The organism is Citrobacter portucalensis, from assembly GCF_002042885.1.
Lineage (GTDB): Bacteria > Pseudomonadota > Gammaproteobacteria > Enterobacterales > Enterobacteriaceae > Citrobacter > Citrobacter portucalensis.
In genome coordinates this window covers 111,511-137,771 of record NZ_MVFY01000001.1, presented here as the reverse complement: position 1 = coordinate 137,771, position 26,261 = coordinate 111,511, and the positions used below count along the sequence as shown (strand labels likewise).

The 26,261-nt window shown below is 52.8% G+C and carries 26 protein-coding genes; 9 read left to right on the top strand and 17 right to left on the bottom strand.

The features are described 5' to 3' along the window. From BZK40_RS00700 to BZK40_RS00690, 3 genes are read left to right on the top strand one after another with little or no spacing between them, the layout of a single operon-like run. Complete coding sequence (locus BZK40_RS00700; RefSeq protein WP_079933952.1) at positions 1–819, top strand: amino acid ABC transporter ATP-binding protein; 819 nt, start codon at positions 1–3, stop codon at positions 817–819. After that, complete coding sequence (locus BZK40_RS00695) at positions 819–1,604, top strand: amino acid ABC transporter permease (RefSeq protein ID WP_008784624.1); 786 nt, start codon at positions 819–821, stop codon at positions 1,602–1,604. Before BZK40_RS00700 ends, BZK40_RS00695 begins: the two co-directional genes overlap by 1 nt. Continuing rightward, complete coding sequence (locus BZK40_RS00690) at positions 1,594–2,271, top strand: amino acid ABC transporter permease (RefSeq protein ID WP_079933951.1); 678 nt, start codon at positions 1,594–1,596, stop codon at positions 2,269–2,271. Before BZK40_RS00695 ends, BZK40_RS00690 begins: the two co-directional genes overlap by 11 nt. Positions 2,272–2,280: 9 nt before the next feature. On the opposite strand, the gene ydhT is transcribed toward BZK40_RS00690, so the two are convergent. The 9 genes from ydhT to ttrS all read right to left on the bottom strand — a co-directional run bounded on the left by ydhT (position 2,281) and on the right by ttrS (position 11,225). Continuing rightward, positions 2,281–3,045: a protein YdhT gene (gene ydhT, locus BZK40_RS00685; protein ID WP_020996434.1), complete on the bottom strand. Its 765-nt coding sequence runs from the start codon at positions 3,043–3,045 to the stop codon at positions 2,281–2,283. A gap of 51 nt (positions 3,046–3,096) precedes the next feature. Continuing rightward, positions 3,097–3,882, bottom strand: coding sequence for a thiosulfate reductase cytochrome B subunit (gene phsC, locus BZK40_RS00680; protein ID WP_048235471.1), 786 nt, complete (start codon positions 3,880–3,882; stop codon positions 3,097–3,099). Continuing rightward, positions 3,879–4,547, bottom strand: coding sequence for a 4Fe-4S dicluster domain-containing protein (locus BZK40_RS00675; protein ID WP_020996435.1), 669 nt, complete (start codon positions 4,545–4,547; stop codon positions 3,879–3,881). Before BZK40_RS00675 ends, phsC begins: the two co-directional genes overlap by 4 nt. 64 nt (positions 4,548–4,611) lie before the next feature. Further along, on the bottom strand, positions 4,612–5,277 hold the full coding sequence (locus BZK40_RS00670) for a YdhW family putative oxidoreductase system protein (protein ID WP_079933949.1): 666 nt from the start codon (positions 5,275–5,277) through the stop codon (positions 4,612–4,614). 10 nt (positions 5,278–5,287) lie between these two features. Beyond that, a complete protein-coding gene (locus BZK40_RS00665; protein WP_003832676.1) occupies positions 5,288–7,390 on the bottom strand; it encodes an aldehyde ferredoxin oxidoreductase in 2,103 nt (700 codons plus the stop codon). A gap of 119 nt (positions 7,391–7,509) precedes the next feature. Next, entirely contained in the window at positions 7,510–8,136 is a 627-nt protein-coding gene (locus BZK40_RS00660) for a ferredoxin-like protein (RefSeq protein ID WP_016152920.1), read from the bottom strand. A gap of 494 nt (positions 8,137–8,630) precedes the next feature. Continuing rightward, on the bottom strand, positions 8,631–8,840 hold the full coding sequence (gene fumD / locus BZK40_RS00655) for a fumarate hydratase FumD (protein ID WP_003029345.1): 210 nt from the start codon (positions 8,838–8,840) through the stop codon (positions 8,631–8,633). A gap of 92 nt (positions 8,841–8,932) precedes the next feature. Next, positions 8,933–9,517, bottom strand: a complete 585-nt coding sequence (gene ttrR / locus BZK40_RS00650; protein ID WP_000974596.1) for a tetrathionate respiration response regulator TtrR — start codon at positions 9,515–9,517, stop codon at positions 8,933–8,935. Next, a complete protein-coding gene (gene ttrS, locus BZK40_RS00645; RefSeq protein ID WP_095533100.1) occupies positions 9,492–11,225 on the bottom strand; it encodes a tetrathionate respiration histidine kinase TtrS in 1,734 nt (577 codons plus the stop codon). Before ttrS ends, ttrR begins: the two co-directional genes overlap by 26 nt. A 227-nt stretch (positions 11,226–11,452) precedes the next feature. On the opposite strand from ttrS, the gene ttrB reads away from it, so the two are divergent. Genes ttrB through ttrA form a run of 3 tightly spaced genes read left to right on the top strand, consistent with a single transcriptional unit; the run spans position 11,453 to position 16,268 of the window. Further along, a complete protein-coding gene (gene ttrB, locus BZK40_RS00640) occupies positions 11,453–12,187 on the top strand; it encodes a tetrathionate reductase subunit TtrB (RefSeq protein ID WP_020996438.1) in 735 nt (244 codons plus the stop codon). Continuing rightward, positions 12,188–13,210 (top strand): tetrathionate reductase subunit TtrC, encoded by a 1,023-nt coding sequence (gene ttrC / locus BZK40_RS00635; RefSeq protein ID WP_079933947.1) that lies wholly within the window; start codon positions 12,188–12,190, stop codon positions 13,208–13,210. After that, the gene (ttrA, locus tag BZK40_RS00630) at positions 13,203–16,268 is read left to right on the top strand and encodes a tetrathionate reductase subunit TtrA (protein ID WP_079933946.1); all 3,066 of its coding nucleotides are present in this window, start codon (positions 13,203–13,205) and stop codon (positions 16,266–16,268) included. The genes ttrC and ttrA overlap by 8 nt, the downstream gene beginning before the upstream one ends. A gap of 94 nt (positions 16,269–16,362) precedes the next feature. Here the strand turns inward: ttrA and BZK40_RS00625 are convergent, their stop codons facing one another. From BZK40_RS00625 to BZK40_RS00615, 3 genes are read right to left on the bottom strand one after another with little or no spacing between them, the layout of a single operon-like run. After that, a complete protein-coding gene (locus tag BZK40_RS00625; protein WP_003029358.1) occupies positions 16,363–17,175 on the bottom strand; it encodes a MetQ/NlpA family ABC transporter substrate-binding protein in 813 nt (270 codons plus the stop codon). 21 nt (positions 17,176–17,196) lie between these two features. Beyond that, positions 17,197–17,865 (bottom strand): methionine ABC transporter permease, encoded by a 669-nt coding sequence (locus tag BZK40_RS00620; RefSeq protein ID WP_048214308.1) that lies wholly within the window; start codon positions 17,863–17,865, stop codon positions 17,197–17,199. Continuing rightward, positions 17,858–18,880 (bottom strand): methionine ABC transporter ATP-binding protein, encoded by a 1,023-nt coding sequence (locus tag BZK40_RS00615; protein WP_032943213.1) that lies wholly within the window; start codon positions 18,878–18,880, stop codon positions 17,858–17,860. The genes BZK40_RS00620 and BZK40_RS00615 overlap by 8 nt, the downstream gene beginning before the upstream one ends. A gap of 375 nt (positions 18,881–19,255) precedes the next feature. On the opposite strand from BZK40_RS00615, the gene ynhH reads away from it, so the two are divergent. From ynhH to lpp, 3 genes are all read left to right on the top strand, one after another. Next, a complete protein-coding gene (ynhH, locus tag BZK40_RS24730; protein WP_244293978.1) occupies positions 19,256–19,450 on the top strand; it encodes a protein YnhH in 195 nt (64 codons plus the stop codon). A gap of 7 nt (positions 19,451–19,457) precedes the next feature. Continuing rightward, entirely contained in the window at positions 19,458–20,870 is a 1,413-nt protein-coding gene (pykF, locus tag BZK40_RS00605; protein ID WP_003029366.1) for a pyruvate kinase PykF, read from the top strand. Between the two features lie 309 nt (positions 20,871–21,179). After that, the gene (gene lpp, locus BZK40_RS00600; protein ID WP_003029373.1) at positions 21,180–21,416 is read left to right on the top strand and encodes a murein lipoprotein Lpp; all 237 of its coding nucleotides are present in this window, start codon (positions 21,180–21,182) and stop codon (positions 21,414–21,416) included. Positions 21,417–21,484: 68 nt separating this feature from the next. On the opposite strand, the gene ldtE is transcribed toward lpp, so the two are convergent. The 5 genes from ldtE to sufC all read right to left on the bottom strand — a co-directional run bounded on the left by ldtE (position 21,485) and on the right by sufC (position 26,251). After that, a complete protein-coding gene (gene ldtE / locus BZK40_RS00595) occupies positions 21,485–22,489 on the bottom strand; it encodes a L,D-transpeptidase LdtE (protein WP_079933945.1) in 1,005 nt (334 codons plus the stop codon). 123 nt (positions 22,490–22,612) lie between these two features. Continuing rightward, positions 22,613–23,029, bottom strand: coding sequence for a cysteine desulfuration protein SufE (sufE, locus tag BZK40_RS00590; RefSeq protein ID WP_003832654.1), 417 nt, complete (start codon positions 23,027–23,029; stop codon positions 22,613–22,615). 12 nt (positions 23,030–23,041) lie between these two features. Beyond that, positions 23,042–24,262, bottom strand: coding sequence for a cysteine desulfurase SufS (sufS, locus tag BZK40_RS00585; RefSeq protein ID WP_079933944.1), 1,221 nt, complete (start codon positions 24,260–24,262; stop codon positions 23,042–23,044). Further along, on the bottom strand, positions 24,259–25,530 hold the full coding sequence (gene sufD / locus BZK40_RS00580; protein ID WP_079933943.1) for a Fe-S cluster assembly protein SufD: 1,272 nt from the start codon (positions 25,528–25,530) through the stop codon (positions 24,259–24,261). The genes sufS and sufD overlap by 4 nt, the downstream gene beginning before the upstream one ends. Further along, on the bottom strand, positions 25,505–26,251 hold the full coding sequence (sufC, locus tag BZK40_RS00575; RefSeq protein ID WP_003832649.1) for a Fe-S cluster assembly ATPase SufC: 747 nt from the start codon (positions 26,249–26,251) through the stop codon (positions 25,505–25,507). The genes sufD and sufC overlap by 26 nt, the downstream gene beginning before the upstream one ends. Positions 26,252–26,261: the final 10 nt, after the last annotated feature.

Sequence of the window (26,261 nt, the reverse complement as noted above, 5' to 3'; positions counted from 1 at the left end):
ATGCTCTCAGCCCTTTTTCCTCGATCCGCAGCTTCGGCTGCGGATTTTACCCATTTGCGCCAGGCGAGCGTCGAACTACGCAATGTGATTAAACAGTATGACGCTCACATCGTCCTTAACGGCGTTAGCCTGGCGGTTGAACCCGGTGAAGTGGTGACTATTCTGGGGCCTTCCGGCTCAGGAAAGTCCACTCTTATTCGTCTTATCAACCAGCTTGAGTCGCTCAGCGGTGGCGAAATCTTCATTGATGGTAAACCGATTGGCCAGTTGCGCGGGGCGGCGTTACGCCAGCTACGTAGCCGTATCGGTTTCGTATTTCAGCAATTCAATCTCTATTCGCACCTGACTGCGCTGCAGAACATTGCACTGGCGCTGGAATATGTTCACGGCTGGAACAAGACGGAAGCGGATCGTCGGGCACTCGAGTTGCTGGAAAAGGTAGGACTGGCGGAAAAAGCCAACGCCTATGCCGCGCAGTTGTCCGGTGGGCAGCAGCAGCGCGTGGCCATCGCCCGCGCACTGGCTTCATCGCCACAAATTATTCTGTTTGATGAGCCCACTTCCGCGCTGGATCCGGAAATGATCGGCGAGGTATTACAGGTAATGAAAAATTTGGCCCACAGCGGTATCACCATGATCGTCGTGACCCACGAAATGCATTTTGCCCGCGAAATTGCCGATCGGGTGGTTTTCATCGATGGTGGCGATATTCTGGAAGTGGCCGCGCCGGAGGATTTTTTCGTCCGACCACAGCACCCGAGAACCCAGCGTTTCCTGAAAAAAGTGCTCGACCCGTTACACCAGGAGTCATCGTCATAATGCATGCAATGGACTGGCAGGGAGTGCTGAGCGGGCAACCCCTGCAATGGATAATTTCCGGTTTTCTCACCACGCTCTGGGTGACGCTGGCAGGTATCGTGCTCGCCACGCTCATTGCCATCTCACTGCTCGGCCTGCGCCTGACGGGCAATCGTCTCGCTAAAGCGATGGTCGGGGTGTGGGTCTCGGTGTTTCGCAACACGCCTTTACTAGTGCAACTGATGTTCTGGTATTTTGCCGCCTGGAACTGGCTACCCCGTGACGTCATTAGCTTTATCAATGCCGATCATCCATGGTCAATTTTGCCGGGTGATGTCTGGTGGTTAACGCCGGAATTTATCTGTTCAGCATGGGGGTTGGGGGTATTTACCTCAGCATTTTTGGTTGAAGAGATCGCTTCGGGTTTACAGGCTGTTTCTGCCGGACAACGCGAGGCTGCCGTGGCGCAGGGGTTTTCATCCTGGGCGATATTTCGTCACATTCTGCTGCCTCAGGGGCTGGCAAACGCCTGGCAACCGATTGTTGGGCAATATCTCAACCTGATGAAGCTTTCCTCGCTTGCCAGCGGTATTGGATTTGCTGAGCTCACCTACCAGGTACGGCAAATTGAGAGCTACAACGCGCACGCGCTGGAAGCCTTTGCCGTTGGCACCGTGCTCTATCTGTTTACCGGCATCATTCTGGGTATGTTGCTTACCCGTCTTGGCCCGCAGTCTGCGTCGGGTAAATCGTCAAAGATAAGAATGCGCATCTTCAGCGTCAGGAGCATACTGCATGATCGCTAATATTTCGGTCATTACCGACAATCTTGACTATCTCCTGTGGGGACGTGTAGCTGAGGGGCAACCCGGCGGTGTACTGCTCACTTTGCTGATGGCTATTGGTGCGGCATTGCTGGCGCTGCCTGGCGGGATCGTTCTTGCCTGCTGCGCCTGGCGATTTCCGGGCGCGGTTCGCAACGGGTTGTTTATCTGGGCGGAATTTATTCGCGGCATTCCGCTCATCTTTGTAATTTTCTGGATGTGGTATTTGCTACCCATGCTGACCGGAAGTGATCTGCCCGGTGCCGTTACAGTGACGCTGGCGCTGGCATGGTTCACCGCCGCCTCGGTGATGCACTCGGTGTATGCTGGAATTAGCGCACTGCCTGGCGGGCAATATGAAGCGGCAGTCGTTCAGGGTTTTCGCCCGGAACAGGCCCTGTGGCTTATCTTGCTGCCGCAGGTGCTGCGTAACGTACTGCCGTCGCTGACAGGGATTTTTATTGGGCTACTGAAGGACACGTCACTGGCGTTTATCGTTAACGTGCCGGAACTCACGACGGTTGCCGGTCAGGTTAACAGCCGGGTGCAAATTTACCCCGCAGCCATTTTTATCTTTACCGGGCTGGTTTATTACCTGCTGTGCTTTAGCCTTGAAAAAATCACCCAGCGCCGATTCGCACTAAAATGACCTCTCGGCTCAACATTCCACGAACTGATGGTCTTCGTTGAGCCGATATTTCACGCCCGCCCGAATGTTATTTTCCCCTTCAACGGCAAGCGCAAAACGCATTCTTTCGCCATCGTGATAAGCCAGCGCCGCACATCCGCCGGGACCAAGAATTATCGAGTCGACAGCACCGGTACTGGCAACAACGGCGTTCTCTCCGCTGGCAATAATGTGGATATTGTCCGCGCAGTTAGCGATTTTCGCCTCTGCGCCAAAACAGGCCAGTTGGGTTAAATCACCGCTACTGGCAATCCGATTTCGGTCGCCGAGCGAACTGATACGTACGCGCATGCCGGTACTGGCAATACGCGTTCCGTCGCCCACACTGCTGATACGCGCCGAATTTCCCGCAATCGCTATTCGCCCGCGATCGCCTGAACTGCCGATATGCGTGTTATAGCCTACACTGCCAATCCGTGCGCTGTAACCGGCACAGGCGATCTGCGCAGCATACCCGGCGCTGGCAATTTTTACGTTATCACCCGCACTGCTAAATCGGGCATAATCTTCCGCACTCGCCAACGGACGGCTGGTTTCCCCCGCGGCTTGCTCACGGGAAATATTCCCCATCGCGTCAATATCCTGCTGAGCAAAACTCGCCTCTTCCCGCCATTTTGACCAGCCGTATTCCACCAGGCTATTTGCCCAATCGGTATACCCTTCCCGTTGGAGCGCGCGATGAACATCGGCATAGCTTCCTCCTGCGGGAAACGCGCGTAGAAACCAACGATACATGACGGGCCCAACGCGCCAGGCCCGTAAGTCACTTCGCGTAATCATCATCGCTTAATGCCGGTGGTAGCCATCCACCATACACTTAAAGGTTTCGCCCGGCGTGCGCCCCGTAGTGCAGAGATAAAGATGCCCAAAAATGAAAAACAGACTGACTATTGCCAGCGCAAAGTGCGCCTGAAGCAGCCAGTAACGCACTCCGGGGAACAGATCGCCGACAGCTACCGGGTAAAGCGATAACAATCCAGTGATCAGTAACAGTGGCAACAAACCATACATCACGCCAACATAGGCCGCCTGCTGTAACGGATTAAATTTAGAGCGAGGTGAGGCCGGAAATGGGTGTGACTCGCCCTGCATAATGCCAAACAGGTAAAAACGAGTTTGTCTTTGCGCACGAGCGATCCAGCCCTGACGTTGAATAATATAGTGATGTCCGTTGCCGCCAATCAGGTTGATCAGCACAAAACCAATCCAGCAGGCAAGTAGCAAAAAGCCACAAACCTCATGAACGGTGAGCAGGCTTTTCATTACCGGTGCGCTAACGGCAGAGAAGTGATTGACCAGGCCACTAACCAGAAGCAACAGAAATAACAGCGCATTCGACCAGTGCCACAGGCGGACAGCCTTCGAATATAAATAGACCTTCTCACCATGCCCTGCCGACGCTTTATGCGCCGCCCGAAAGCGCAGCATGGCGTGAAGCGCCAGCACCAGCCACATTCCCACCAGCATTAACCCGGCAACGACTAACCACACAGGCCAGTAGTCCGGTGAAAACAGGGGAACATACTGTGCAAGCTGGGCGTGAAACTGTTCGGCATTCTGCGACGCGTTCATACATTTTCCTTTTTAATCAAATGTTGACCGAACCGACGATACAGATGGGGTTTCCCGGCGCCTGCAAGTTGATATTCGTAATACTTGTTTTCTCGCAACCAGGTCTGAATTTCCGGGCTATCTTCACGACCGAAAATCAGCGCATGTTCCGGGCAAGCGTTAACACAGATCGGAGGGAAACCTTTCGCCAGCCGAGATTCAGCGCAGAAGTCGCATTTATCCGCCACTTTGGTTTGCGGGTTGAGATAGCGCACCTGATAAGGACACGCGCCAATACAGTAACTGCAGCCAATACAGCAAGACGTATCTACTCGCACAATACCGTTCTCATCTCGCCAGGAGGCACCGGTCGGACACACCTCAATACAAGGTGCATCATCACAATGCTGGCAGGACTGACGGAAGTAGTGATACAGCGTTTCGTTGTCGTTATCGGTTACCGGAATATGCGCTATAGACAAACGGCTGCCCTGGTCAGGTACATGGTTGGTTTTCCGGCATGCACGAGCGCAAATATTGCATCCGTTACACAGTGATTCGTCGTGAATCATGACGTAACGAACGGCTTTAGGGCTCCTGGTACTCGCTAACAGATTTTGACCTGGGCCGGTAAAAAAAATCACCGTCCCCATGCCAATGACAAATTTTCGTCGGGTGAAGGACATCGGGTTATCCTCTAATGCTGTGACAGTGGTCGTCCACACATTCCATGACATCAACCTGAATATTTCAGGGGTTCTGATACTGCTCAACCTCAAGCCATTCACAAAGGCCGTACGCTTTGCCATAACTCATAAAACGTTCGCTGAACAAATAAGGCTCCGCATTTGACGATTCCACAGTACGTATATCTGCGTAATCAGGATGCGTTTCCATGGCCGTGAGCGCCGCTGAAATCTGCTGAGACTCAAAGCTGTACGGCGGTTGCGTCAACATGGCGACCTTATAGGGGCGAGGATACGTTCGACAGTCGAAGCGTACCGCCTCGGCAATCGCACGACAGATGTCGTTTTCCACCACCTGCACGCACATGTCGGCGTAGTTTGCCGTCATGGTTTGCGTTGAGTAGAAATAGACATCTTCCGCACCCTGCACACGGGTGATATCCGCGTTATTCGCGTCCTGGCACAGTACATCCAGCAGCGCGGAGAGATCGGCTTCAAGGACCGAATAAGGTGGCTGCAGAAACACGCTGCGCGCTACCAGGTGCCCCGATGCCGAATGCTGGCGGATAAAATCTGCCACAATCGACTCCGGGCTGGCGGCTTCCTGAACCTGCGGCGCAGTCACCTGCTCGACCGGCGGGTGAAACGCCTGTAGCCAGTGTCTCTTTTGGCTATCAACCTCGTCAGGAAGCGCCCCAACGGGTGCCTGAACGTTGCTCACGTTAGTCATCTCGCGTTCCTTACGCTGGCAACAGATCCTGCGCAGCCAAATCGGCTGCCACGTCTTCAAGTCCGAGTCGGTTCAGGGTTTCGCGCGTTGGGCAACCCAACTCGGGATCCCAGCCCATTTCCTGATAGAACATCGTCAGTGACTGACGCATATCCTCCCTGTCCATCTTGTCGGTGCCTTCGGTGAAGACCGGAATTTTCGGGTCTTTATCAAACACCCAGGAGCAGATGAGATCGTGTTCATTACGCATATCTTTGGTTTGCATCAGTTTGACCGTATAGGCACGATGCAGGGTAAAGATGCGTTCAGCGGCCAGGTCCAGACTCGCCTGCGTGGTTTCATCACCGGTGACAGCCTGGAAGAATTTCGCTTCCAGATCCAAATCTCCGCGATAGTTACGGCTCTTGAGTGGTGATACCGTCATCGGCCAAACCCAGTTACACAGCGTAACCGCGTTATGCAGGCAGACTTTCAGCAGCGTCCACTTGGCATATTTGATCTTGGCGGCATTGATTGGGGTATAGTTTTTGGTCTCGTCGTAGGCGTCCTGCGACCCAAATAACTCGCCCGCCACTTCGCGCTGTAATTTCAGCGGCAAACCGGAACCGATGAAGTTGATATGGGTGTGCGCCATACAGTCACGGTTAAACATACAGTTGGTGATCGCCCCCACCTGCGCTGAGGCTTCGTTTGCATGATGGACCGGAAAACCAAACGGCGACCACAGTTTATTTTTGGCATAACCCCAGTACTCTTCGCCCAAATCCCAGCGTTCAGCAATGGCATACGAGCCGTCCGCAAGATGACTGAGTTCCCCCACGCGATGCGCCAGTCGATAGTAAAAATCTTTGATAAAGTTAGGATCGCCCGCCTCCAGTTGATCCCAACGGATCTCCGCGTACTCTTCGGCTGGCAGCACGCGTTTAAAGACTCCTTTCGAATAACAGTAGGTAAAGTCACGGTGCAGCTGGCCGTAGTTACACCAGATACCGTAATCGTCAAACAGGTTCAGTCCGATCAGGTTCCCTACGACTCGCCCATCGTCTTTATCGTCAAAATCTTTCGGGCCATTGGGGAAAATGGTGGTGTGAACAAAGTTCGCCACGCAGGTGTTGCCGCCGGTACTCGGCACGCCAAAATCCTTCACCCGCGGGACATTGAGCTGCGACATACAACGAATAGGGCATGAATGGCAGCCGCTCATTTTGACCGTGTATTTTTCTGCGGCTGGACCCAGATCGAACACAGATTTATAGGTACGGAAACCCACCGTATTTTGGTTTCCCGGCGGGATTTCACCGGTTTCGATTGGCCCCCCTTCTGCCGCGCCCCAGAAAAGTCCCTTACGGGCTGTCCAGCGCGAGTTTGGCGAAGAGTATTCTGCCCAGGCCTGCGGGGTGCTTGGCACGACGTGGTTGTTGTTGGCGCCGATAAGCTCGGTCATCATGTAGTCATTGAGCCGCTTCATCTCTTTACGATCGGCAATGTTGACGCCTTTAGTCCCTTCTACCGCAATGGCCTTCAGGTTTTTCGAACCCATCACCGCACCCGTACCGGCACCGCCGCTGTGGTTGCGGCTGTTGATCATGCAGGACAGTGGCACCAGATTCTCACCCGCCTGCCCAATAGCGGCAACGCAGGTTTCCGGGCTGGTAATCCGGCAAATCTCTTCGGTTGTGGCGCGAGTCCCCTTGCCCCACAAGAAATCGGCTTTTTCGATGCTGACTTTATCGTCTTTGATGTTGATCCAGACCGGTGATGCTGACTTGCCTTCAATAATAATGGCGTCGTAACCGGCGAATTTCATTTGTGCAGCAAAGAAACCGCCCATATGGGCATCTACGACTAAGTTACCTTTGGTAAACGTCGATAAGGAGGTGATATTGACGCGGGAGCTACAGGGAGCGCCAGACCCCGTTAATGGTCCGGTGGCAAAAACCAGTTTATTCCCTTCATCAAAAGGCATGGTGCCTGGCGGGACTTCGTCGTACATAATTTTATAACCAAAGCCCATCCCACCGACAAATTTTTTAAATTTACTGGAATCTTCAAGGGTGATATTACCCGTGGTGAGATTGACCCGTAAAATATTACCTGTCCAACCATTAGCCATCATGTTTTCCTTTGCAAGAAGGTTTAATAGATATACCCGCCATTCTTCAGGCAGTTTTTTATCCAAAACTGCAGTATTTTTGGCAATTAATGGCGCGAATCAGGTATGCCTGTTATCTATCAAACAGTAATATCTTTCCACTCGATAATTTTTAATGCTCCAGTCGGACAAGCATTGGCGCATTCCCCGCATAACACACATTTTGAGGACTTTTTCGTTTCGGTATTTACGGTCGCCATCATCCACGGGCAGGCTGTGGTACACGCGCTACAGCCAATACAGCGTTTGTGGTCCACCGCAATACAACCGTCTTCCTGTTTCCAGGTAATTGCACCAATTGGGCAGACCTTCATGCACTGCGGATCTTTGCATTGACGGCAGGTATCAGCGGTATAGTTTAAATCGCCATACAGCCCACCACCGGACCCGACGCCATCATCGCCAAAGAAGAAATTGCGATGGATTTTTATCCGGGAAAAGAAGGTCCCTACGGCACCATCGTTATAATTGGTACAGGATATTTCACAGCGGTGACAGCCCGTACAGCGCGCTCGCTGGGTCACCAGAACCCCTTTCGGCGTATTGATAAGTCCCACGGTCCCACTATCGATATCTTCCTGCTTACAACCAAATAGGGATAACAGCGCGGGGGCAATCGTTAATCCCGCCAGTCCTTTCCCTGATATCCGCAGGAATTCTAGTCGCGTTAAACCACAATCTAAAAATGGACGATCAACCTGGTTCATTTATTTCGCATCCTCTTCGCAAATGCTGTGGTAGCAACACCTCCAGGCTAATTTAAACCAGCGCAGCTCAAGCCATATCGGGCGGTTAATGTTGCCAACAACACGTAAATTTTTGCCCTAACCTGATCGCGTAAGTGACGGTGGTTAAACTGAATGAATCTAATCCTTTAGGGTTAGGCGCAGAAATAATGTGGTTATTCAGCATGCATAGTCTTGATCGTCATCAATTAAAAAACGGAAGGGATATAATTAATGCGGAGTGAGATTTATTATCATTAAGAAATGGAGTGAAATAGCAGCCCATTTAAATTACAAATATTTGTGAACCCTCTCCCAAATATAATACTGCACGGCAAACGATATATAAATAAATACATATCGACTTATAGTTCTCTACAACCAATTATTAACGGAGATAAATTATATAGATTGATAGATTAACGTATCGAGAATAAGAGGACGGCAAAAAATTTCTGCGGTCCTCTTTTTATGAATTAACCGGCCAATGCTTTAATTACGGTCTCAATAGCCTGTTTTTCTAACTCACTGCGCTTCACGCGCTGGTTAGCAAGGGTGGTTCTCAGCACTCCCGCAATGACGATATGCTTAGGTTCTTGTCCCAGATCGCGCATTTCCAGCACTACTTTACCGACTACTCTGCACATTTCACGGTACAACTCGTCGTCTTTCGTCTGATTTCCCATTTTTGCCCGCTCGTCATTAACTCAAACCAACAGCATATATCACTCTGACGATTTAGACAAAATTCAATGAAAATCAAATAAATGTCATCATTCTACTGAATTCTCTGAAGTCGATTAACGAGCTCAGCAAGACTTCCTGCCTGCATTTTTTCCATCACCCGCGCCCGGTGTACTTCAACCGTACGCACGGCAATATTCATGGCATCAGCAATTTCCCGATTCATTAACCCTTTTGCTACCAGATGCGCCAGTTCCCGTTCTTTTGGCGTAAGTTGTTGGTAGCATGAGATGATCTCTTGTCGCGAGAACGCCGCTGCCGAGACCTGCAAGGCATGTTCTAATGCTGCCTGAAGCGGCACGGCTGACACCGGTTTTTGCAAAAAATCGACCGCGCCACGTTTCATTTGCTCAACCGCCATCGGCACGTCGCCGTGCCCGGTGAGAAAGACCACCGCCAGCGTGCTTGCTTTCTGACGCATGATTTCATGCACAGCGTGCCCATCCAGTACCGGCATACGCATATCCAGCAGTAGTACGCCCACCTGGTGCAGATTTGCCTCGGCGAGGAATTTCTCGCCTTGCTCCCAGCAAGACACCTCATATCCCAGACTTTCCAATAAAAACGCACAGGCCTGGGTAACAGCAATGTCGTCATCCAGCAGATGAATTATCGCCACTACGGCCTCCTTTCTGATTTGGTTTAAAATACAATGTCACTCTCGCCCCCGCTTTACCGTCCGGGGCCTGCTGATTTTTGATCTCAATATCTCCGTTTGCGTAGCGCACCAGTCGCTGACAAATGGCCAGTCCAAGTCCCATACCTTCTTTGCGGGTGGTCATAAACGGCTGAAACGCCTGATACAACTGAGCCTCGTCAATGCCTCCGGCATTATCCTGCACCTGAATACGCACGCCACCATCCTTGTGCAGGGCGCTAAACCATACTGTCGTAGCGCCTGCCTGGGCGGCATTGAGTACCAGATTAGCCAGCACCTGCTCAAGAAGAACGCTTGGCAGCATCAACGTTAACGCCTTGCTAACCTGCGTGTGCAGCGTTACCGCCGGGAATTGCTGGGGCATGCGCAGTAATTGCCAGACGTGATGGATAGCATCGTGAACGTTGATGGCTTGCCAGCCATCGGTGAGTACCGGATTGCCCTGTGCCTGGCTGACCCACTGTCGGAGATTGCGCAGCGTATCGGCTCCTCGTTGTGCCTGGGCGTCTATGTGCTCAAGCGCGGGCAGCAACGGATGCTGCTCATCCTGACCACGCAGGCGAATTAGACAGCCTTGGGCATAATGACGGATAGCAGACAACGGCTGATTGAGCTCATGGGCAAAACCGGAGGTCATCTCCCCCAGCACGCTCATTTGGCGGGCAGTCTCCAGCGCCTGTTCCTGTTTGTGCAACAACACGTTGTTCCGCTCTAACTGCCTGCCGCGTCGGCGAACCAACAGCATCACCCAGATGTAATTGAGCGTAAGCAACAGCAACACGATGACCACGCCCCCCATCGCCAGTCGGTGTTGAATAAACCAGCTTTTGACATCCAGCCACAGCTGACGCTGCTGCGGATGCTGGCGGACGTCGCGCAACAACGCTTCTACTTCGCGGGTCGAGGCGGGCGCGCCCCAGCGAAACGCCGCGTTTTGCGGTGCATTGAACAGTACCCGCGTCACGCGATCGGCCAACTCGTCACTCACTGCAGGTAGTGCGGCAAATGACCAGTCCGGATAGAGCGGCGTACTGGTTAAACAGGGAATTGAAGTCGGATGATTCAACACGGTCATAAAATCGGTTTTACGGATGAGGCCTTCTTCATCCATTTTTTCCAGCAGGCACACCGGCACGATCACCGCCTGCACGGCTTTTTCACGTAATAAATAGAGTAAGGCATCGGCGGGAAATCCGGTAAACGTCAGACGCAAATCGCGCTCCGGGCGCAGACCGGCATCACTGAGCGCTTTATATCCCAGCAAATAGCCACCAAACGCCTGAGCATCAATGGCGCCAACCGTTTTGCCGATCAGATCGTGTGCGGAGGTTAACCCACTGTCGCGCCTGACGAGAATGGCGCTGCCAATCACGTTACTGGTGGCTTTCCCACCACGGGTGGAGCGTAACGACGCCAGCCAGCGTAGCGCCGAGCGGCTGTTAAGCTGGACAAACTGCGCCGGATTGGTGACCACAAAGTGTACCGTTCCACGATTCACCGCCTCCTGCATCTGGTGCAGGTCCAGCGGTTGAATATGAAACTGCTCACCGGGGATTTGCTGATTCAACAAGGTTTCCAGCGGCTGCCAGTGATTACGTGTAGAAACCTCCCCGCGCATCGCCAAAACGCCAATGTTCCATGTCTGCGCCCTGACCGCGCCGCTTAGCATCCACAGCGACGCCAGCACCGTCAGACATCTTACTACGTTGCGTCCCACTCAATTATCCCTGTCAATTATGTTGTTTTAGATCAACAACAAGCCGGGTATGTGGTTAACCACAATAGAGTATACCCCGTCACGATTTTTACACTGTAAATCATTGAGATTCTTTATTCATCACACGCAAATCAACGGCGTGACCAATGTTTCGTTGTTGCATCGTGACGGGAGAAAATATGGACAGCAGTAAACGGCAGTTTCTCCAGCAACTGGGCGTCCTGACCGCTGGCGCATCACTGGTTCCGCTGGCTCAGGCGCAATTTCCCTTTTCGCCTGAACGCCACGAAGGCTCACAACAGCATCGCTACGCCATGCTGGTTGACCTGCGACGCTGTATCGGCTGCCAGGCCTGTACCGTCAGTTGCGCCATTGAAAACCAGACGCCACAGGGCGAATTTCGTACCCTCGTCAACCAGTATCAAGTACAGATTGAAGGCCAGCAAAGCGTTACCAACGTCCTGCTGCCGCGACTGTGCAACCATTGTGATAATCCCCCTTGCGTGCCCGTTTGCCCGGTACAGGCCACTTTCCAACGCGAAGACGGTATTGTGGTGGTCGACAACACACGCTGCGTGGGCTGCGCCTATTGCGTGCAGGCCTGCCCTTATGATGCGCGATTCATCAACCATGAAACGCAAACCGCCGATAAATGTACCTTTTGCGTTCACCGCCTAGAAGCGGGGCTGCTCCCGGCCTGTGTGGAATCCTGTGTCGGCGGCGCGCGCATCATTGGCGATATTAAAGATCCGCACAGCCGCATTTCACAAATGCTGCATGAACACCATGACGCCATCAAAGTCCTGAAGCCGGAAAGCGGTACGTCTCCTCACGTGTTCTATCTGGGACTGGATGAGGCGTTTGTCACCCCATTGATGGGACGAGCTCAACCCGCTCTATGGCAGGAGGTTTAAATGAACCATTCACTGATTATCGACGAGGTTCTGGCCCATCCCCAGGACATAAGCTGGTTACCCTGGGCCGTACAATACTTCTTTTTCATCGGCATTGCCGCCTGCGCCGCGCTGTTCGCCTGCGTTCTTCACTGGCGCAAAAAAGAAACGGTAGACCTGGAGAATCTGACGCTGTTAATCGCCCTGACCTGCGCGATTACCGCGCCACTGGCGCTGACCGCTGATCTACACCAAACCGCCCGCGTCTGGCATTTCTATGCGTATCCGACGCCATGGTCCTGGATGCCGTGGGGCGCACTGTTTTTACCGCTGTTTACCGGTTTTTTAGGTCTGTGGTTTCTGGCGCAGCATGTGAAACGACTAACGTTAAAAAGTTACAGCGTCACAAAATGGTTAGCACTTGGTAGCGCGCTGTCCGCCATCGGATTGCTGGTTTACACCGGCCGTGAAGTGTCGGTGGTACAGGCGCGTCCCATTTGGTTCAGTTACGCCTTTCCGGTTGCGATGTTCCTCAGCGCGCTGCAAACATTTCTTGCCCTGCTTATTGCCACGACAAATAGCAAGGACGCACTACCGCGTAAGCTAGCGTGGGGGCAAATGGTCACGTTGATCGCGCTGGCTATCGTGGTGGCGATCTGGGCGAGTGGAAATACGCTTTCCGGTTCGGCTATCCGTCAGTGGCTGGATGTTGCCTCTTCAGCACAACACTACGCTATCGGTTGGGTTGCGCTATGGCTTGTTACGCTTGCTCTTTGCGGGTTGGTTGTACGTTACCCCTTGTCGCTACCGCTGCGCATATTACTCGCTTTTAGCGCTATGGCGCTGTGCTGGCTAATGCGCTGGACGTTACTCATCCAGGTGCAGACCGTACCGAAATTTAACGCGCAGTTTAATCCCTATACCCTGCCCGGCGGCACCGATGGCTGGCTGGCTATTGTGGGTACCTTCGGCCTGTGGATAGCACTGATTATTATTGTTCGTGAAGCCCTGAACGCGATCGCAAGGAGAATGCAACATGGCTAATTTAACCCGTCGTCAGTGGCTTAAAGTGGGCATTGCCGTAGGTGGCATGGTGACTTTTGGCCTGAGTTATCGGGATGTGGCAAAGCGCGCGATAGACGGTTTGTTGGACGGAACCTCGGGCAAAATTACCCGTGACCGCATTTTTGCCAACGCGCTAATCCCAGAAGCCAACGCCCGGCCTCACTGGCAGCAAAACCCGCAGCAGGTGATCTCGATGACGCAGTGCTTTGGTTGCTGGACGCAGTGTGGTGTACGGGTTCGCGTTGACACTGAGCAAGGCAAAGTGCTGCGCATTGCGGGCAACCCTTATCATCCGTTGTCGCACGAGCACCATATAGACGCCTCCGTCCCCTTTGCCACGGCAATGGAACAATTGGCCGGGGAGTCAGGTCTTGACGCACGTTCCACCGCCTGCGCCCGTGGCGCAACCTTACTCGAAGGTCTGTACAGCCCGCTACGTATTCTGGAGCCTATGAAGCGTGTCGGTAAACGCGGTGAGGGAAAATGGCAGCGCATCAGCTTCGAACAGCTGATCAAAGAGGTGGTGGAAGGTGGCGATTTGTTTGGTGAAGGCCACGTTGATGGTCTGAGAGCTATCCACGATCCCACTACACCGCTTGATGCGAAACATCCCGGCTTTGGCCCAAAATCCAATCAACTGCTGGTCACCAATACCAGCGATGAAGGACGTGATACCTTTTTACGTCGCTTCGCACTGAACAGTTTCGGCAGTAAAAACTTCGGCGCTCATGGCGCTTACTGTGGTCTGGCCTATCGGGCCGGTTCCGGCGCGTTAATGGGCGATCTGGATAAAAATACCCACGTGAAACCCGACTGGGATAACGTCGAATTCGCGCTGTTTATGGGCACCTCTCCGGCGCAATCCGGCAACCCGTTTAAGCGCCAGGCCCGCCAGCTGGCCAGCGCCCGTTTACGTGACGACTTCCGCTATGTTGTGGTGGCGCCAGCCCTGCCATTAACCACGGTGCTGGCTGACGATCGCGGTCACTGGCAGCCCGTACGACCGGGAAGCGACTCCGCGCTGGCTATGGGGATGATAAGCTGGATTATCGATAAACAACGCTATAACGCTGATTATCTCGCCATTCCCGGCGTGCAGGCCATGCAGCAGGCTGGAGAAAAAAGCTGGACTAACGCTACGCATCTGGTGATTACCGATGAAATTCCAACGCTTGCCGGACAACACCTGACCCTCGCCCATCTGAGTGCAAACGCAGCCCAGGAGCCGGTGGTCGTCAACGAGGCCGGTGAGATTGTCGCCGCCAGCAGTTGCCCGCGCGCTCAGCTGTTTGTTACCCGTGAAGTGACGCTGGCCGACGGGCAGACAGTAACGGTAAAAAGCAGCTTCCAGTGTCTGCGTGAGTCCGCAGAAAAACTGTCGCTAACGCAGTACAGCCAGCAGTGTGGGGTGTCAGAAGCAGACATTGCCGCTCTGGCCGACGCATTCACCCGCCACGGGCGTAAAGCGGCAGTGATCACGCACGGCGGTATGATGGCAGGTAATGGATTTTATAACGCCTGGTCGGTGATGATGCTCAATGCGTTGATTGGCAACCTTAGTCTTGAAGGCGGCGTGTTCGTCGGCGGCGGCAAATTTAATGGCGCCACCGACGGTCCGCGCTACAACATGGACAGCTTCGCCGGGAAGGTAAAACCGAAAGGGTTAAGCATCGCGCGCAGTAAAACCGCTTATGAGTCTTCGGAAGAGTACCGCAATAAGGTGGCTGCCGGGCAATCGCCCTTCCCGGCTAAAGCGCCGTGGTATCCGTTTGTCGCCGGTCAGCTTACCGAACTCCTCGTCTCGGCGCTTGAAGGTTACCCTTATCCGCTGAAAGCCTGGATCTCCAACATGACCAACCCGTTTTACGGCATTGCGGGGTTACGCGGCGTGGCGGAAGAAAAGCTCAAGGATCCTGCTCGTCTGCCGCTGTTTATTGCCATTGACGCCTTTATGAACGAAACTACGGCGCTGGCAGATTACATCGTGCCGGATACCCACAACTTCGAAAGCTGGGGATTCAGCGCTCCGTGGGCGGGCGTGGCCAGCAAAGCCACCACCGCGCGTTGGCCAGTTGTCAGATCGGCGACCAGCCTCACGGCTTACGGTCAACCGGCCTCGATGGAGTCTTTCTGTATCGGAGTGGCAAAGCGCATCGGGCTACCTGGATTCGGCGACAATGCAATTACCGATCCACAAGGTAATCACTATCCGTTGAACCGTGCGGAAGATTACTACCTGCGTCTCGCGGCCAATATTGCGTTTATGGGCAAAGCTCCGGTTGCTGAAGCACAGCCGGAAGACATAGCGCTGACCGGGGTCCAGCGGATCATGCCTGTGATGACCCAAACGTTGAAAACCGATGAAATCAGCCGAGTGGCGTTTATCTACTCCCGCGGCGGGCGCTTTGCGCCGGACAACAGCGGGCGAGTTGATAACCGCGTCGGCAATGCCTGGGAAAAACCGCTCCAAATCTGGAATGCGAACGTCGCCGCGCACCGCCATGCGATTACCGGCGAGCGCTTCAGCGGCTGCCCGGCCTGGTATCCATCACGTCTGTCAGATGGACGTGCGGTCGAGGAGTTGTTCCCGGAACAAGAGTGGCCGTTGAAACTGATTTCCTTTAAATCCAATACCATGTCCAGCGCCACGGCGGTTATCCCACGCCTTCATCATCTGAAGCCGGTTAATCTGGTGGCGCTCAATCCACAGGATGGTCAGCGGTATGGTTTAGCACACGGCGATATCGTGCGTATCACCACCCCAGGTGGTCAGGCGCAAGCGCAGATAAGCCTGCTGCATGGCGTCATGCCGGGTGTTATCGCCATCGAGCATGGTTACGGGCATAAAGAAATGGGCGCGGCACGGCATACCCTCGACGGTGAGCCGATGGCGTTTGATGAGCAGATTAAGTCGGGGATTAATCTCAACGAGTTGGGTTTTGCGGACCCAACCCGACAGGTAACCAATACCTGGCTTGACTGGGTGTCGGGTGCGTCGGTGCGTCAGGGGTTGCCAGCGAGAATTGAGCGAGTGTAGCTCTGGTGCCGCATGGCAACGCGAACGCGTTTTACCCGGCCTACAGGACGTCGTAGGCCGGATAAAGCACTGCCGCCACCCGGCAAAAAGCAGATTAGTTGTTTACCGGGATCACCGCACCTTTATATTTAGTACGGATCCAGTCCTGGATCTCTTTTGAATGCAGGACATCAACCAGCGCTACGATATCCTTTTTCTTCTCGTCGCCACGATGCACGGTAATGATGTTGGCATACGGGTTGTTTTCACCACTTTCAACGGCAATAGGATCTTTCACTGGATCCAGCCCGGCGTCGATGGCGTAGTTGGCATTAATCACCACCGCATCTCCTTCGTCGTTGTTATACATCTGCGGTAACAACGCGGCTTCCACGTTTGGCAGGAACTTCAGCTTTTTCGGGTTTTCGACGATATCGCTAATGCGCGCAGTTACTTTATCCACGCCCGGCTTCAGCTTGATCACCCCCTCTTTTTCGAAAATCGACAGAATACGGCCTTCCTCAGATACCGCGTCACGCATGATGACTTTGCCGCCTTCCGGCAGATCTTTAAGTGATTTCACTTTTTTCGAATAGATACCAATCGGCTCAATGTGAATCGCTCCGGCGCTGACGAAGTCATACGTTTTATCGCCTGCATGGTCTTTAATCACGCTGTTCAGGTACGGAATATGCTGGAAGTAGTTGGCGTCAATCTCACGGCCAGCCAGCGCAGTGTTCGGCAGAATGTAATCCTGGAACGGTTTAATCTCCAGATCGATCCCCTGCTTCGCCAGAATCGGTTTGGCCTGTTCAAGGATCTCCGCATGCGGCACGTTAGACGCGCCAACGGTCAGAGTATCAGCCCAGGAGGCAAAGCTCAGGGCGCTTAAGGTTGCTGCGGCGAGTAACGTCAGTGATTTTTTCATGATAATGGTTTCCGTATTTTATTAGCGTTTATCTAACAGAGAGGTGATCACATCGCCGCAAAGCTGGATGATGAAGACAATGAGCAAAATCGTCACCGTCGCCACCAGCGTGACGTCGCTGTGGTTGCGCTGGAATCCTTCCAGATAGGCCAAATTCCCTAAACCACCGGCACCAATTACCCCTGCCATCGCGCTGTAGCTCACCAGCGCAATTAGCGTCACGGTGATCCCGGACACCAGAGCAGGAGATGATTCCGGCAGTAAAACTCGAAAAATAAGTGTGCTCAGTCGTGCGCCCATTGAACGCGTCGCTTCAATAACGCCTTTATCCACTTCACGCAGAGCGATTTCGACCAGACGCGCATAAAACGGCGCGGCCCCCACGATCAGCGCAGGCAACGCGGCATTGGCGCCGAGAATGGTGCCTACCATCGCTTTGGTAAACGGGATCAGCAGCACGATCAAAATGATGAATGGGATCGAACGAAAGATATTCACCACCAGCGAAATAGCGCTATATACCGCGCGATTAGGGAATAATCCGCCGCGCGCGGTCAGGAACAATGCCAGGCCAAGCGCGATGCCCAGAATAAAGGTCGCCGCCCCCGAAAGAGCTGTCATATACAGCGTTTCCTGGGTTGCCGCTAACAGTTGATCCCACTTCAGATGGGGAAACAGTTCTTCAGCCATGTTGAATCACCTCGCCTTCAATGTCGCTCTGGCGCAGGTCGGCCAAAATATTGTTCAATTGTTCCTCAGAGGCCACCACGTGCACCCAGAGTTGCCCAAACACGCCGTGTGCGGTTTGCGTCATCTTGCCGTGCAAGATGTTGAACGGCAGGCCATAGCGCAGGGTCAATTCCCCAACCACAGGCCGATGGGTACGTTGCCCGGTAAAGGTTAATTTGATAACCACCCCACCCAACTCGCTTGCCAGCTGCGGATTAAACTCGTCTTCTTCGGTGTACTGGCTCACCTGACGAACAAATTGTCGGGTAATAGGCTGCTGAGGATGGGTAAAGACGCTGAGCACATCACCTTCCTCAACGACCTTGCCGTTTTCCATTACCGCGACGCGGTCGCAGATTTTGCGTACCACGTGCATTTCATGAGTGATCAGCACAATGGTCAATTTGAAACGACGGTTAATATCGAGGAGTAAATCGAGGATCTGATCGGTAGTTTGCGGATCCAGCGCCGAGGTGGCTTCGTCACACAGCAGGACATCTGGATTGTTCGCCAGCGCACGAGCAATTCCTACACGCTGTTTTTGCCCACCGCTGAGCTGGGAAGGATACGCATTTTCACGACCGCTCAGCCCAACCAGCGTAATCAGTTCAGCAACCCGCGTTTTGATGGACGCTTTGGACGCACCGGCGATTTGCATAGAGAACGCGATGTTTTCGCTAACAGTCCGCGACCACAGCAAATTGAAGTGTTGAAACACCATGCTGATTTTCAGTCGCGCCTGGCGTAACGATTCCCCACTGGCGGCCGAGATATCGTGGCCGTTAATCGTCACGCTGCCGGAGGTTGGTTTTTCGAGACCATTGAGCAAACGAATTAAGGTGCTTTTACCTGCCCCGCTGTAACCAATAATGCCGTAAATCTGCCCCTGTTCAACCGTCAGGTTGACGTTATCGACAGCGGTGATGGCAAGCCTGCCTGGCGTAAACACTTTCGAAATATTTTTCAGGACAATCATGTCGTTTGGGTATCCGCTGCTGCTTATTGTTCTTCTGCTAGCGCTTTTAGCTGTTTAGCAGTATGGATGTCCAAACGAGTGTAATCAGTGGAATTGGCTTTTAAAATGAATTAAAACGCATTTGATATAACTTTTAGAAATATAGTACTACATCGACGTCAACGGCATAAAACGTAGTCATCGAGATGTTAAATGCACTTTGTTGCGCAACAAATCGCAACGCCCGATAACCTCTTTATCCATACCGATGAACAAATTAATGAATAATTTTTGTAAAACTGCACAGAAGTGTTTTGAAACGCTGTTTCCATTTTCCTTTTTGATAATTTTCAGCGTATAATGCGCGCCAATTGTCTCTTGAATGGTTTCAGCACATTGACCTGTAAAACTCAACGACTACAGAACTCACCATCCCGTTGGGCTGAAACACAAGCACACATTCCTCTGCACGCTTTTTCGATGTCACCTATCCTTAGAGCGAGGCATCACAACTTTCGTAACTCAGGTTTAGCTTCCCATCCGTGCGCGATGGGAGCCAGATTTCCATATCCTTCTCAACTTAAAGACTAAGACTGTCATGAAAAAGACGAAAATTGTTTGCACCATCGGTCCGAAAACCGAATCCGAAGAGATGTTAACCAAAATGCTGGACGCGGGCATGAACGTCATGCGTCTGAACTTCTCCCACGGCGACTACGCAGAACACGGTCAGCGCATCAAGAACTTGCGCAACGTCATGAGCAAAACCGGCAAGAAAGCCGCAATCCTGCTCGACACCAAAGGTCCTGAAATCCGTACCATCAAACTGGAAGGCGGTAATGACGTTTCCCTGAAAGCGGGCCAGACCTTCACCTTCACCACCGACAAATCTGTCGTAGGCAACAACGAAATCGTTGCTGTAACTTACGAAGGCTTCACTAAAGATCTGTCCGTCGGCAACACCGTTCTGGTTGATGATGGTCTGATCGGCATGGAAGTTACCGCTATCGAAGGTAACAAAGTTATCTGTAAAGTGCTGAACAACGGCGACCTGGGCGAAAACAAAGGCGTTAACCTGCCGGGCGTTTCCATCGCGCTGCCAGCACTGGCTGAAAAAGACAAACAAGACCTGATCTTCGGTTGCGAGCAAGGCGTTGACTTCGTTGCAGCGTCCTTTATCCGTAAACGTTCTGATGTCGTTGAAATCCGTGAGCACCTGAAAGCGCACGGCGGCGAAAACATCCAGATCATCTCCAAAATCGAAAACCAGGAAGGCCTGAACAACTTCGACGAAATCCTCGAAGCGTCTGACGGCATCATGGTTGCGCGTGGCGATATGGGCGTTGAGATCCCAGTTGAAGAAGTTATCTTCGCGCAGAAGATGATCATCGAAAAATGTATCCGTGCACGTAAAGTCGTTATCACTGCGACCCAGATGCTGGACTCCATGATCAAAAACCCGCGTCCGACCCGCGCTGAAGCCGGTGACGTAGCGAACGCCATCCTCGACGGTACCGACGCAGTAATGCTGTCTGGCGAGTCTGCAAAAGGTAAATACCCGCTGGAAGCCGTTACCATCATGGCGACCATCTGTGAGCGTACTGACCGTGTGATGACCAGCCGTCTGGACTTCAACAACGACAGCCGCAAACTGCGCATCACCGAAGCCGTTTGCCGTGGCGCGGTTGAAACTGCTGAAAAACTGGACGCGCCGCTGATCGTCGTCGCAACCCAGGGTGGTAAATCCGCTCGCGCAGTACGTAAATACTTCCCGGATGCCACCATCCTGGCGCTGACCACCAACGAAACTACCGCGCGTCAGCTGGTGCTGAGCAAAGGCGTTGTTGCACAGGTGGTTAAAGAAATCAGCTCTACCGATGATTTCTATCGTCTGGGTAAAGAAGTCGCTCTGGAAAGCGGTCTGGCTCAAAAAGGTGACGTTGTGGTTATGGTTTCTGGTGCACTGGTTCCGAGCGGCACCACCAACACCGCATCCGTTCACGTGCTGTAATAATTCCATCGCGAATTAATTTGCTAAAAAAAGCGCCCTGGTGGCGCTTTTTTTATTTTATCGATAGCCACAATTAATAAAAAATCAAATCGGATTTCACTATCTAATCCGTGATTATCTAAGATGAATCCGATGGAAGCTTTCTGTTTTCACTCGGGTTTTTAGCCGTTTTTGCACAATTCGATGCTTCTTTGAGCGAACGATCAAAAATAAGTGCATTCCCATCAAAAAAATATTCTCAACATAAAAAAGTTTGTGTAATACTTGTAACGCTACATGGAGATTAACTCAATCTAGAGGGTATTAATAATGAATCGTACTAAACTGGTACTGGGCGCGGTAATCCTGGGTTCTACTCTGCTGGCAGGTTGCTCCAGCAACGCTAAAATCGATCAGCTGTCTTCTGACGTTCAGACTCTGAACGCTAAAGTTGACCAGCTGAGCAACGACGTGAACGCAATGCGTTCCGACGTTCAGGCTGCTAAAGATGACGCAGCTCGCGCTAACCAGCGTCTGGACAACGCAGCTACTAAATACCGCAAGTAATAGTATCTGTGTAATAAAAATGGCGCACATTGTGCGCCATTTTTTTTGCTCTGAATTCCTCTTCCCTGTTATTGCGTAGCGCGCACCTCAGCATCTCCTCCCGGCACGCCATTTTGCGCAGACTTCACTTCTGGCCCATTGCTCGCGACCGATGCTTGCCCGGCAGTGACGGTGACCGGATAACCTGCGCGACGATACAACGCCCTTTCTACCAGACTGTTATCCACCGCTTTATTGTCTTTAAACTGGGTAAAACCGGCTGGCAGCACATACGGCATGGTCTGGACGTTTTGTTCCTCTTCCGGCGACAGCGGTCGATGCACTTCGACATACCTCATGCCGTTCGGCTCAATCGAATATTTTATCGGCTCATTAATCACCCTGACCGGCGTGCCTGTGCGGACCTGAGCAAACAGTGCTTTAATGTCCGGCGCGTTCATGCGAATACAACCAGAACTCACACGCAGGCCCACGCTGTCCGGCGCGCTGGTGCCATGGATCAGATACTCACCGTTTCCATGCGCCAGACGCAGTGCAAAGCGTCCTAACGGGTTATTTGGCCCGGCAGGTACAACAGGCGGTAATGTGATGCCACGCTCCAGAGAGCGTTTACGGATGCCTGGTGTAGGGGTCCAGGTAGGATTCGGGATTTTCTGCCCAACCCGGGTTTCCATTACCGGCGTTTCCAGCCCCTGCAAACCGATACCAATTGGGAATACCTGAACAATATTCTCTCCTGGCGGGAAGTAATACAGACGCAGTTCCGCCAGATTCACAATAATGCCTTCGCGTGGTGCATCCGGCAGCAGCAATTGTGAGGGAATAGTAATCAGGGTTCCGGGTTTAGGTACGGGGGCAATAGTGTTGTTGGCTTCAAGGATCAGCATGGCAGCGGTATCAAACTTACGGGCTATCGCCTGTAGGTTTTTATCGCCTTCCTGCACGGTGTAGGTTTGGTTTTGCCCAACAAGGCGGCTGTTCGCCTGGGGCAAAGGATAATCGACCGCCCATGCGGCCTGAATAGCGCTGCAAGCGCCGATTAGCATTAACGTAATAACAGACGCGCGTTTCATACTCACTCACCCCCCTGGCGTTCTTGCCGGACGGCGGCGAGCGCCCAATCCGGCTTACGAGTCACTGCGTTGCCTTACACGAACGCTTTCAAGTCGGTCTGAAAGTTAACGTGTTTTATCAGTTTAGCTAAGAGTTGCGGCTTTGGCGCGAATAGCCCGAATCATCGCCTCCAGCCCTTGTGAACGAGACGGCGTGAGGTGCTGTGCGAGCGCCATTTTTTCAAACCACGGACGCACATCAAAATTCACAATATCCTGGGCCGTCATGCGATCATACAAAATGAATACCACGGCAATAAGTCCTTTCACAATTGCCGCATCACTGTCGCCCTGTAATTCAATAATCCCTTCGCCATTCTGGTTCATAACAATCCATACCTGACTTTGACATCCCTGGATGCTATTTTCCGGGCAGCGTAAGTCGTCGTTTAATTCCGGCAAACGCTGACCCAGTTCAATAATGTACAGGTATTTCTCTTCCCAATTAGCGCAACGCAGAAAATTACGCAACAACTTTTCTTTATCCGGTAGCGCAGCCATAACGCCTCCCTGTTAGCCCAGTAAGTGATGAATACGCTTGAGGCCCGTTACCAGGCGATCCACTTCTTCATGGGTGTTGTACATTGCAATCGACGCCCGACACATAGCAGGAACGTTATAGTAGGCCATCAGCGGCATAGCGCAGTGATGCCCCGTCCGTACGGCTATTCCATAGTTATCAAGAAAACTGCCGACGTCAAAGGCGTGATGTTTACCAAGGTTAAATGCAATCACACCCAGGCGGTTATCCGGTCCGTAGAGTGTCAAATCCGGCACATCCGCCAGCTGCTCCAACGCATAGCGCATCATGAACTGTTCATATTCGCTGATTTCAGTAAGCCCCAGTGCTGAAACATACTCAATAGCCGCGCCGAGTCCGATAATACCTCCGGTGTTTGGCGTTCCGGCTTCAAAACGCCAGGGGGCTTTAGCCCACGTTGTTCCCTGACTCAAACTCACCGTCGCAATCATTGAACCACCGCCTTCCCAGGGTGGCATCTCCTGCAACAGCGACTCTCTGGCATACAGAACGCCAATACCGGTTGGTCCATAAAGTTTATGCCCGGAGAAAACATAAAAATCGCAATCCAGTGCCTGGACATCCACCTGATGATGCATCACCGCCTGCGCGCCATCCACCAACACTTTTGTGCCGTATTGATGCGCCAGCTCAATCATTTCCGATAACGGGTTCTCGGTACCCAACACGTTAGAAACGTGGGTAATCGCCAGCAGTTGCGTACGATCGTCAAACAGCGTCGGCAGCGTCTCCAGCTGCAACGTACCATCGGCATTGAGCGGAATAACGCGCAGCTCTGCCCCTACGCGGGCACACAGCATCTGCCAGGGCACAATATTGGCGTGGTGCTCCATTTCGCTGATGATAATGTTATCGCCCGCTCGCACATTGCTGCTGCCCCAGCTGTTCGCCACCAGATTGATGCCTTCCGTCGTACCACGAACAAACACCAGCTCTTCCGCTGAGCGGGCGTTAATAAACAACGAGGCAAGCTTGCGCACATTTTCCATTTTTTCCGTGGCCTGGGCGCTCAGCGTATGAATACCGCGGTGGACCGCCGCATAGCCGTGACGATAAAACTCGGCCTCGGCATCAATCACCTGATTGGGTTTTTGCGCGCTGGCAGCGCTGTCCAGATACGCCAACGGTAACCCGTTCACTTCACGCGTCAGGACCGGAAAGTCAGCCCGTACTTTTTCAATGGGAAATGTCATGCTGCGCCTCCCGGCAAGCGTTGGGCGATCCGCGCCAGTACCTGTTGTTTCAGCGTTTCATCGCCCAGGGCTTCCGTCAGCTCAGCGGCAAACGCATAGAGAATCATGTGTTGAGCATCCTGCTGGCCGATCCCTCGCGAACGCAGATAGAACATCTGTTCGCCGTCGATCCGTCCTACCGTCGCCCCGTGGCTGCATTTCACATCGTCGGCGTAAATTTCGAGCTGTGGCTTGGTATCCACCTCCGCCAGCTTTCCGAGCAACAAATTATTGTTGGTCATCTGACCGTCGGTTTTGATGGCGTGCTGGGCGACGTTGATCAGACCATTGAAGACCGCTCGTCCCTTATCGCTGACAATCGTTTTATGCAGCTGGCGACTGTTGCAATACCCTTTGTTGTGCTCAAGCCAGGTCCGTGTATCACAGACTTCATTTTTCACCGGCATCGCCAGACTGTTCAGCCGAAGCGTGGTGTTTTCACCGTTAAGCTGCGTACTGGTGTTATGGCGCAATACCGCATCACCAAGCAAGAAACTGTGGCTAACGGCAGTAGCATCCGCGCCCAATTGAATGTCATTATGCGCGAAGTGGTGACTAAACGGATTTTCGAACGCCAGTTTGATATGGCGCAAATGGGCGTTTGCCGCGACGTTCATCGTTAAGCGTGCGCCGGTGAAATGGCGACGCTCGCTGAGGCTGGCATAGTGTTCAATGACGGTGGCTTCTGCGCCTTCCGCTAGCTCCAGATGGTGGCGATAGTGCGCCGTATTCACCTCATCGCCCGCCAGCCCCTGGGTTATGTGCAGCAGCAGCAGCGGTTTCGCGGGGCGTTGGTTACGCTTCACCTGAATGTGCGTTACGCTACGGGACAGGCTTTCGGTAAGGTGCAAAAACACTTCCGGTTGGATAGCTGCTGGCAGCGCCTGGCGCGCATCGTCAATGGTAATGTCAAAACCGCTACCGTCTGTACTGTCGCTGAGCGTCGGAGAGAATTGCCCGTCAACAAACACCAGTCGTACAGCATCAATTGTCGGCGACAACGCTGCACATTGGGCTGACGTTATCTCAGCGACATGACTGACAAACTGGCTGTTAGTTAATCCCTCCAGCGGCGTGTATTTCCAGTCCTCATGCTTCCGCGTTGGCAGCCCCAGACGCAGCATCTGTTGCAAGTGCTGCTGCGCATGGTGTGAGCGTGTCTCCCCTTGCGTCTCAAACAGATGGTGCCACTGTTGCAGCACGTTACTGCTGTTCGCTAAGCCAGCCATAACCTTGCTCCTCCAGTTGTTTGACCAGCGTAAAATCGCCGGACTTCACAATTCGCCCCTGGTAGAGAACGTGAACAAAATCGGGTTTGATATAGTCCAGGATGCGCTGATAGTGAGTGACGATAATGAATGAGCGTTTCCCGTCACGCAGCGAGTTCACGCCATCCGCAACGATTTTCAGCGCATCAATATCCAGCCCGGAGTCTGACTCATCAAGAATGCACAACTGAGGCTCCAGTACGGCCATTTGCAGAATGTCATTACGTTTTTTCTCACCGCCGGAGAAACCGACGTTTACCGAGCGCGTGAGCAAATCTTCCGGCATCTTCAGCAGCGCTATTTTCTCTTCCATCAGATCCTGGAAGTCGAATCGATCCAGCGACTCTTCGCCACGGTAACTTCGCACCGCATTCAGCGCCGTTTGCAGGAAAAACTGGTTACTGACGCCAGGGATTTCCACCGGATACTGGAATGCCATGAAGATCCCTTCACCGGCCCGGTCTTCCGGCGACAGTTCCAGTAAATCTTTGCCGTTGAACTCTACCGTCCCGCCAGTGACGTCGTAGTCTTCCCGCCCAGCGAGAGTTGCAGAAAGCGTACTTTTCCCCGAACCGTTTGGTCCCATAATGGCGTGAACTTCTCCGGGGCGAACCTCAAGGCTCAACCCACGCAGGATCGCCTTATCTTCCACACTGACCTGTAAATCTTTGATGCTTAACATGTGCTTTCCT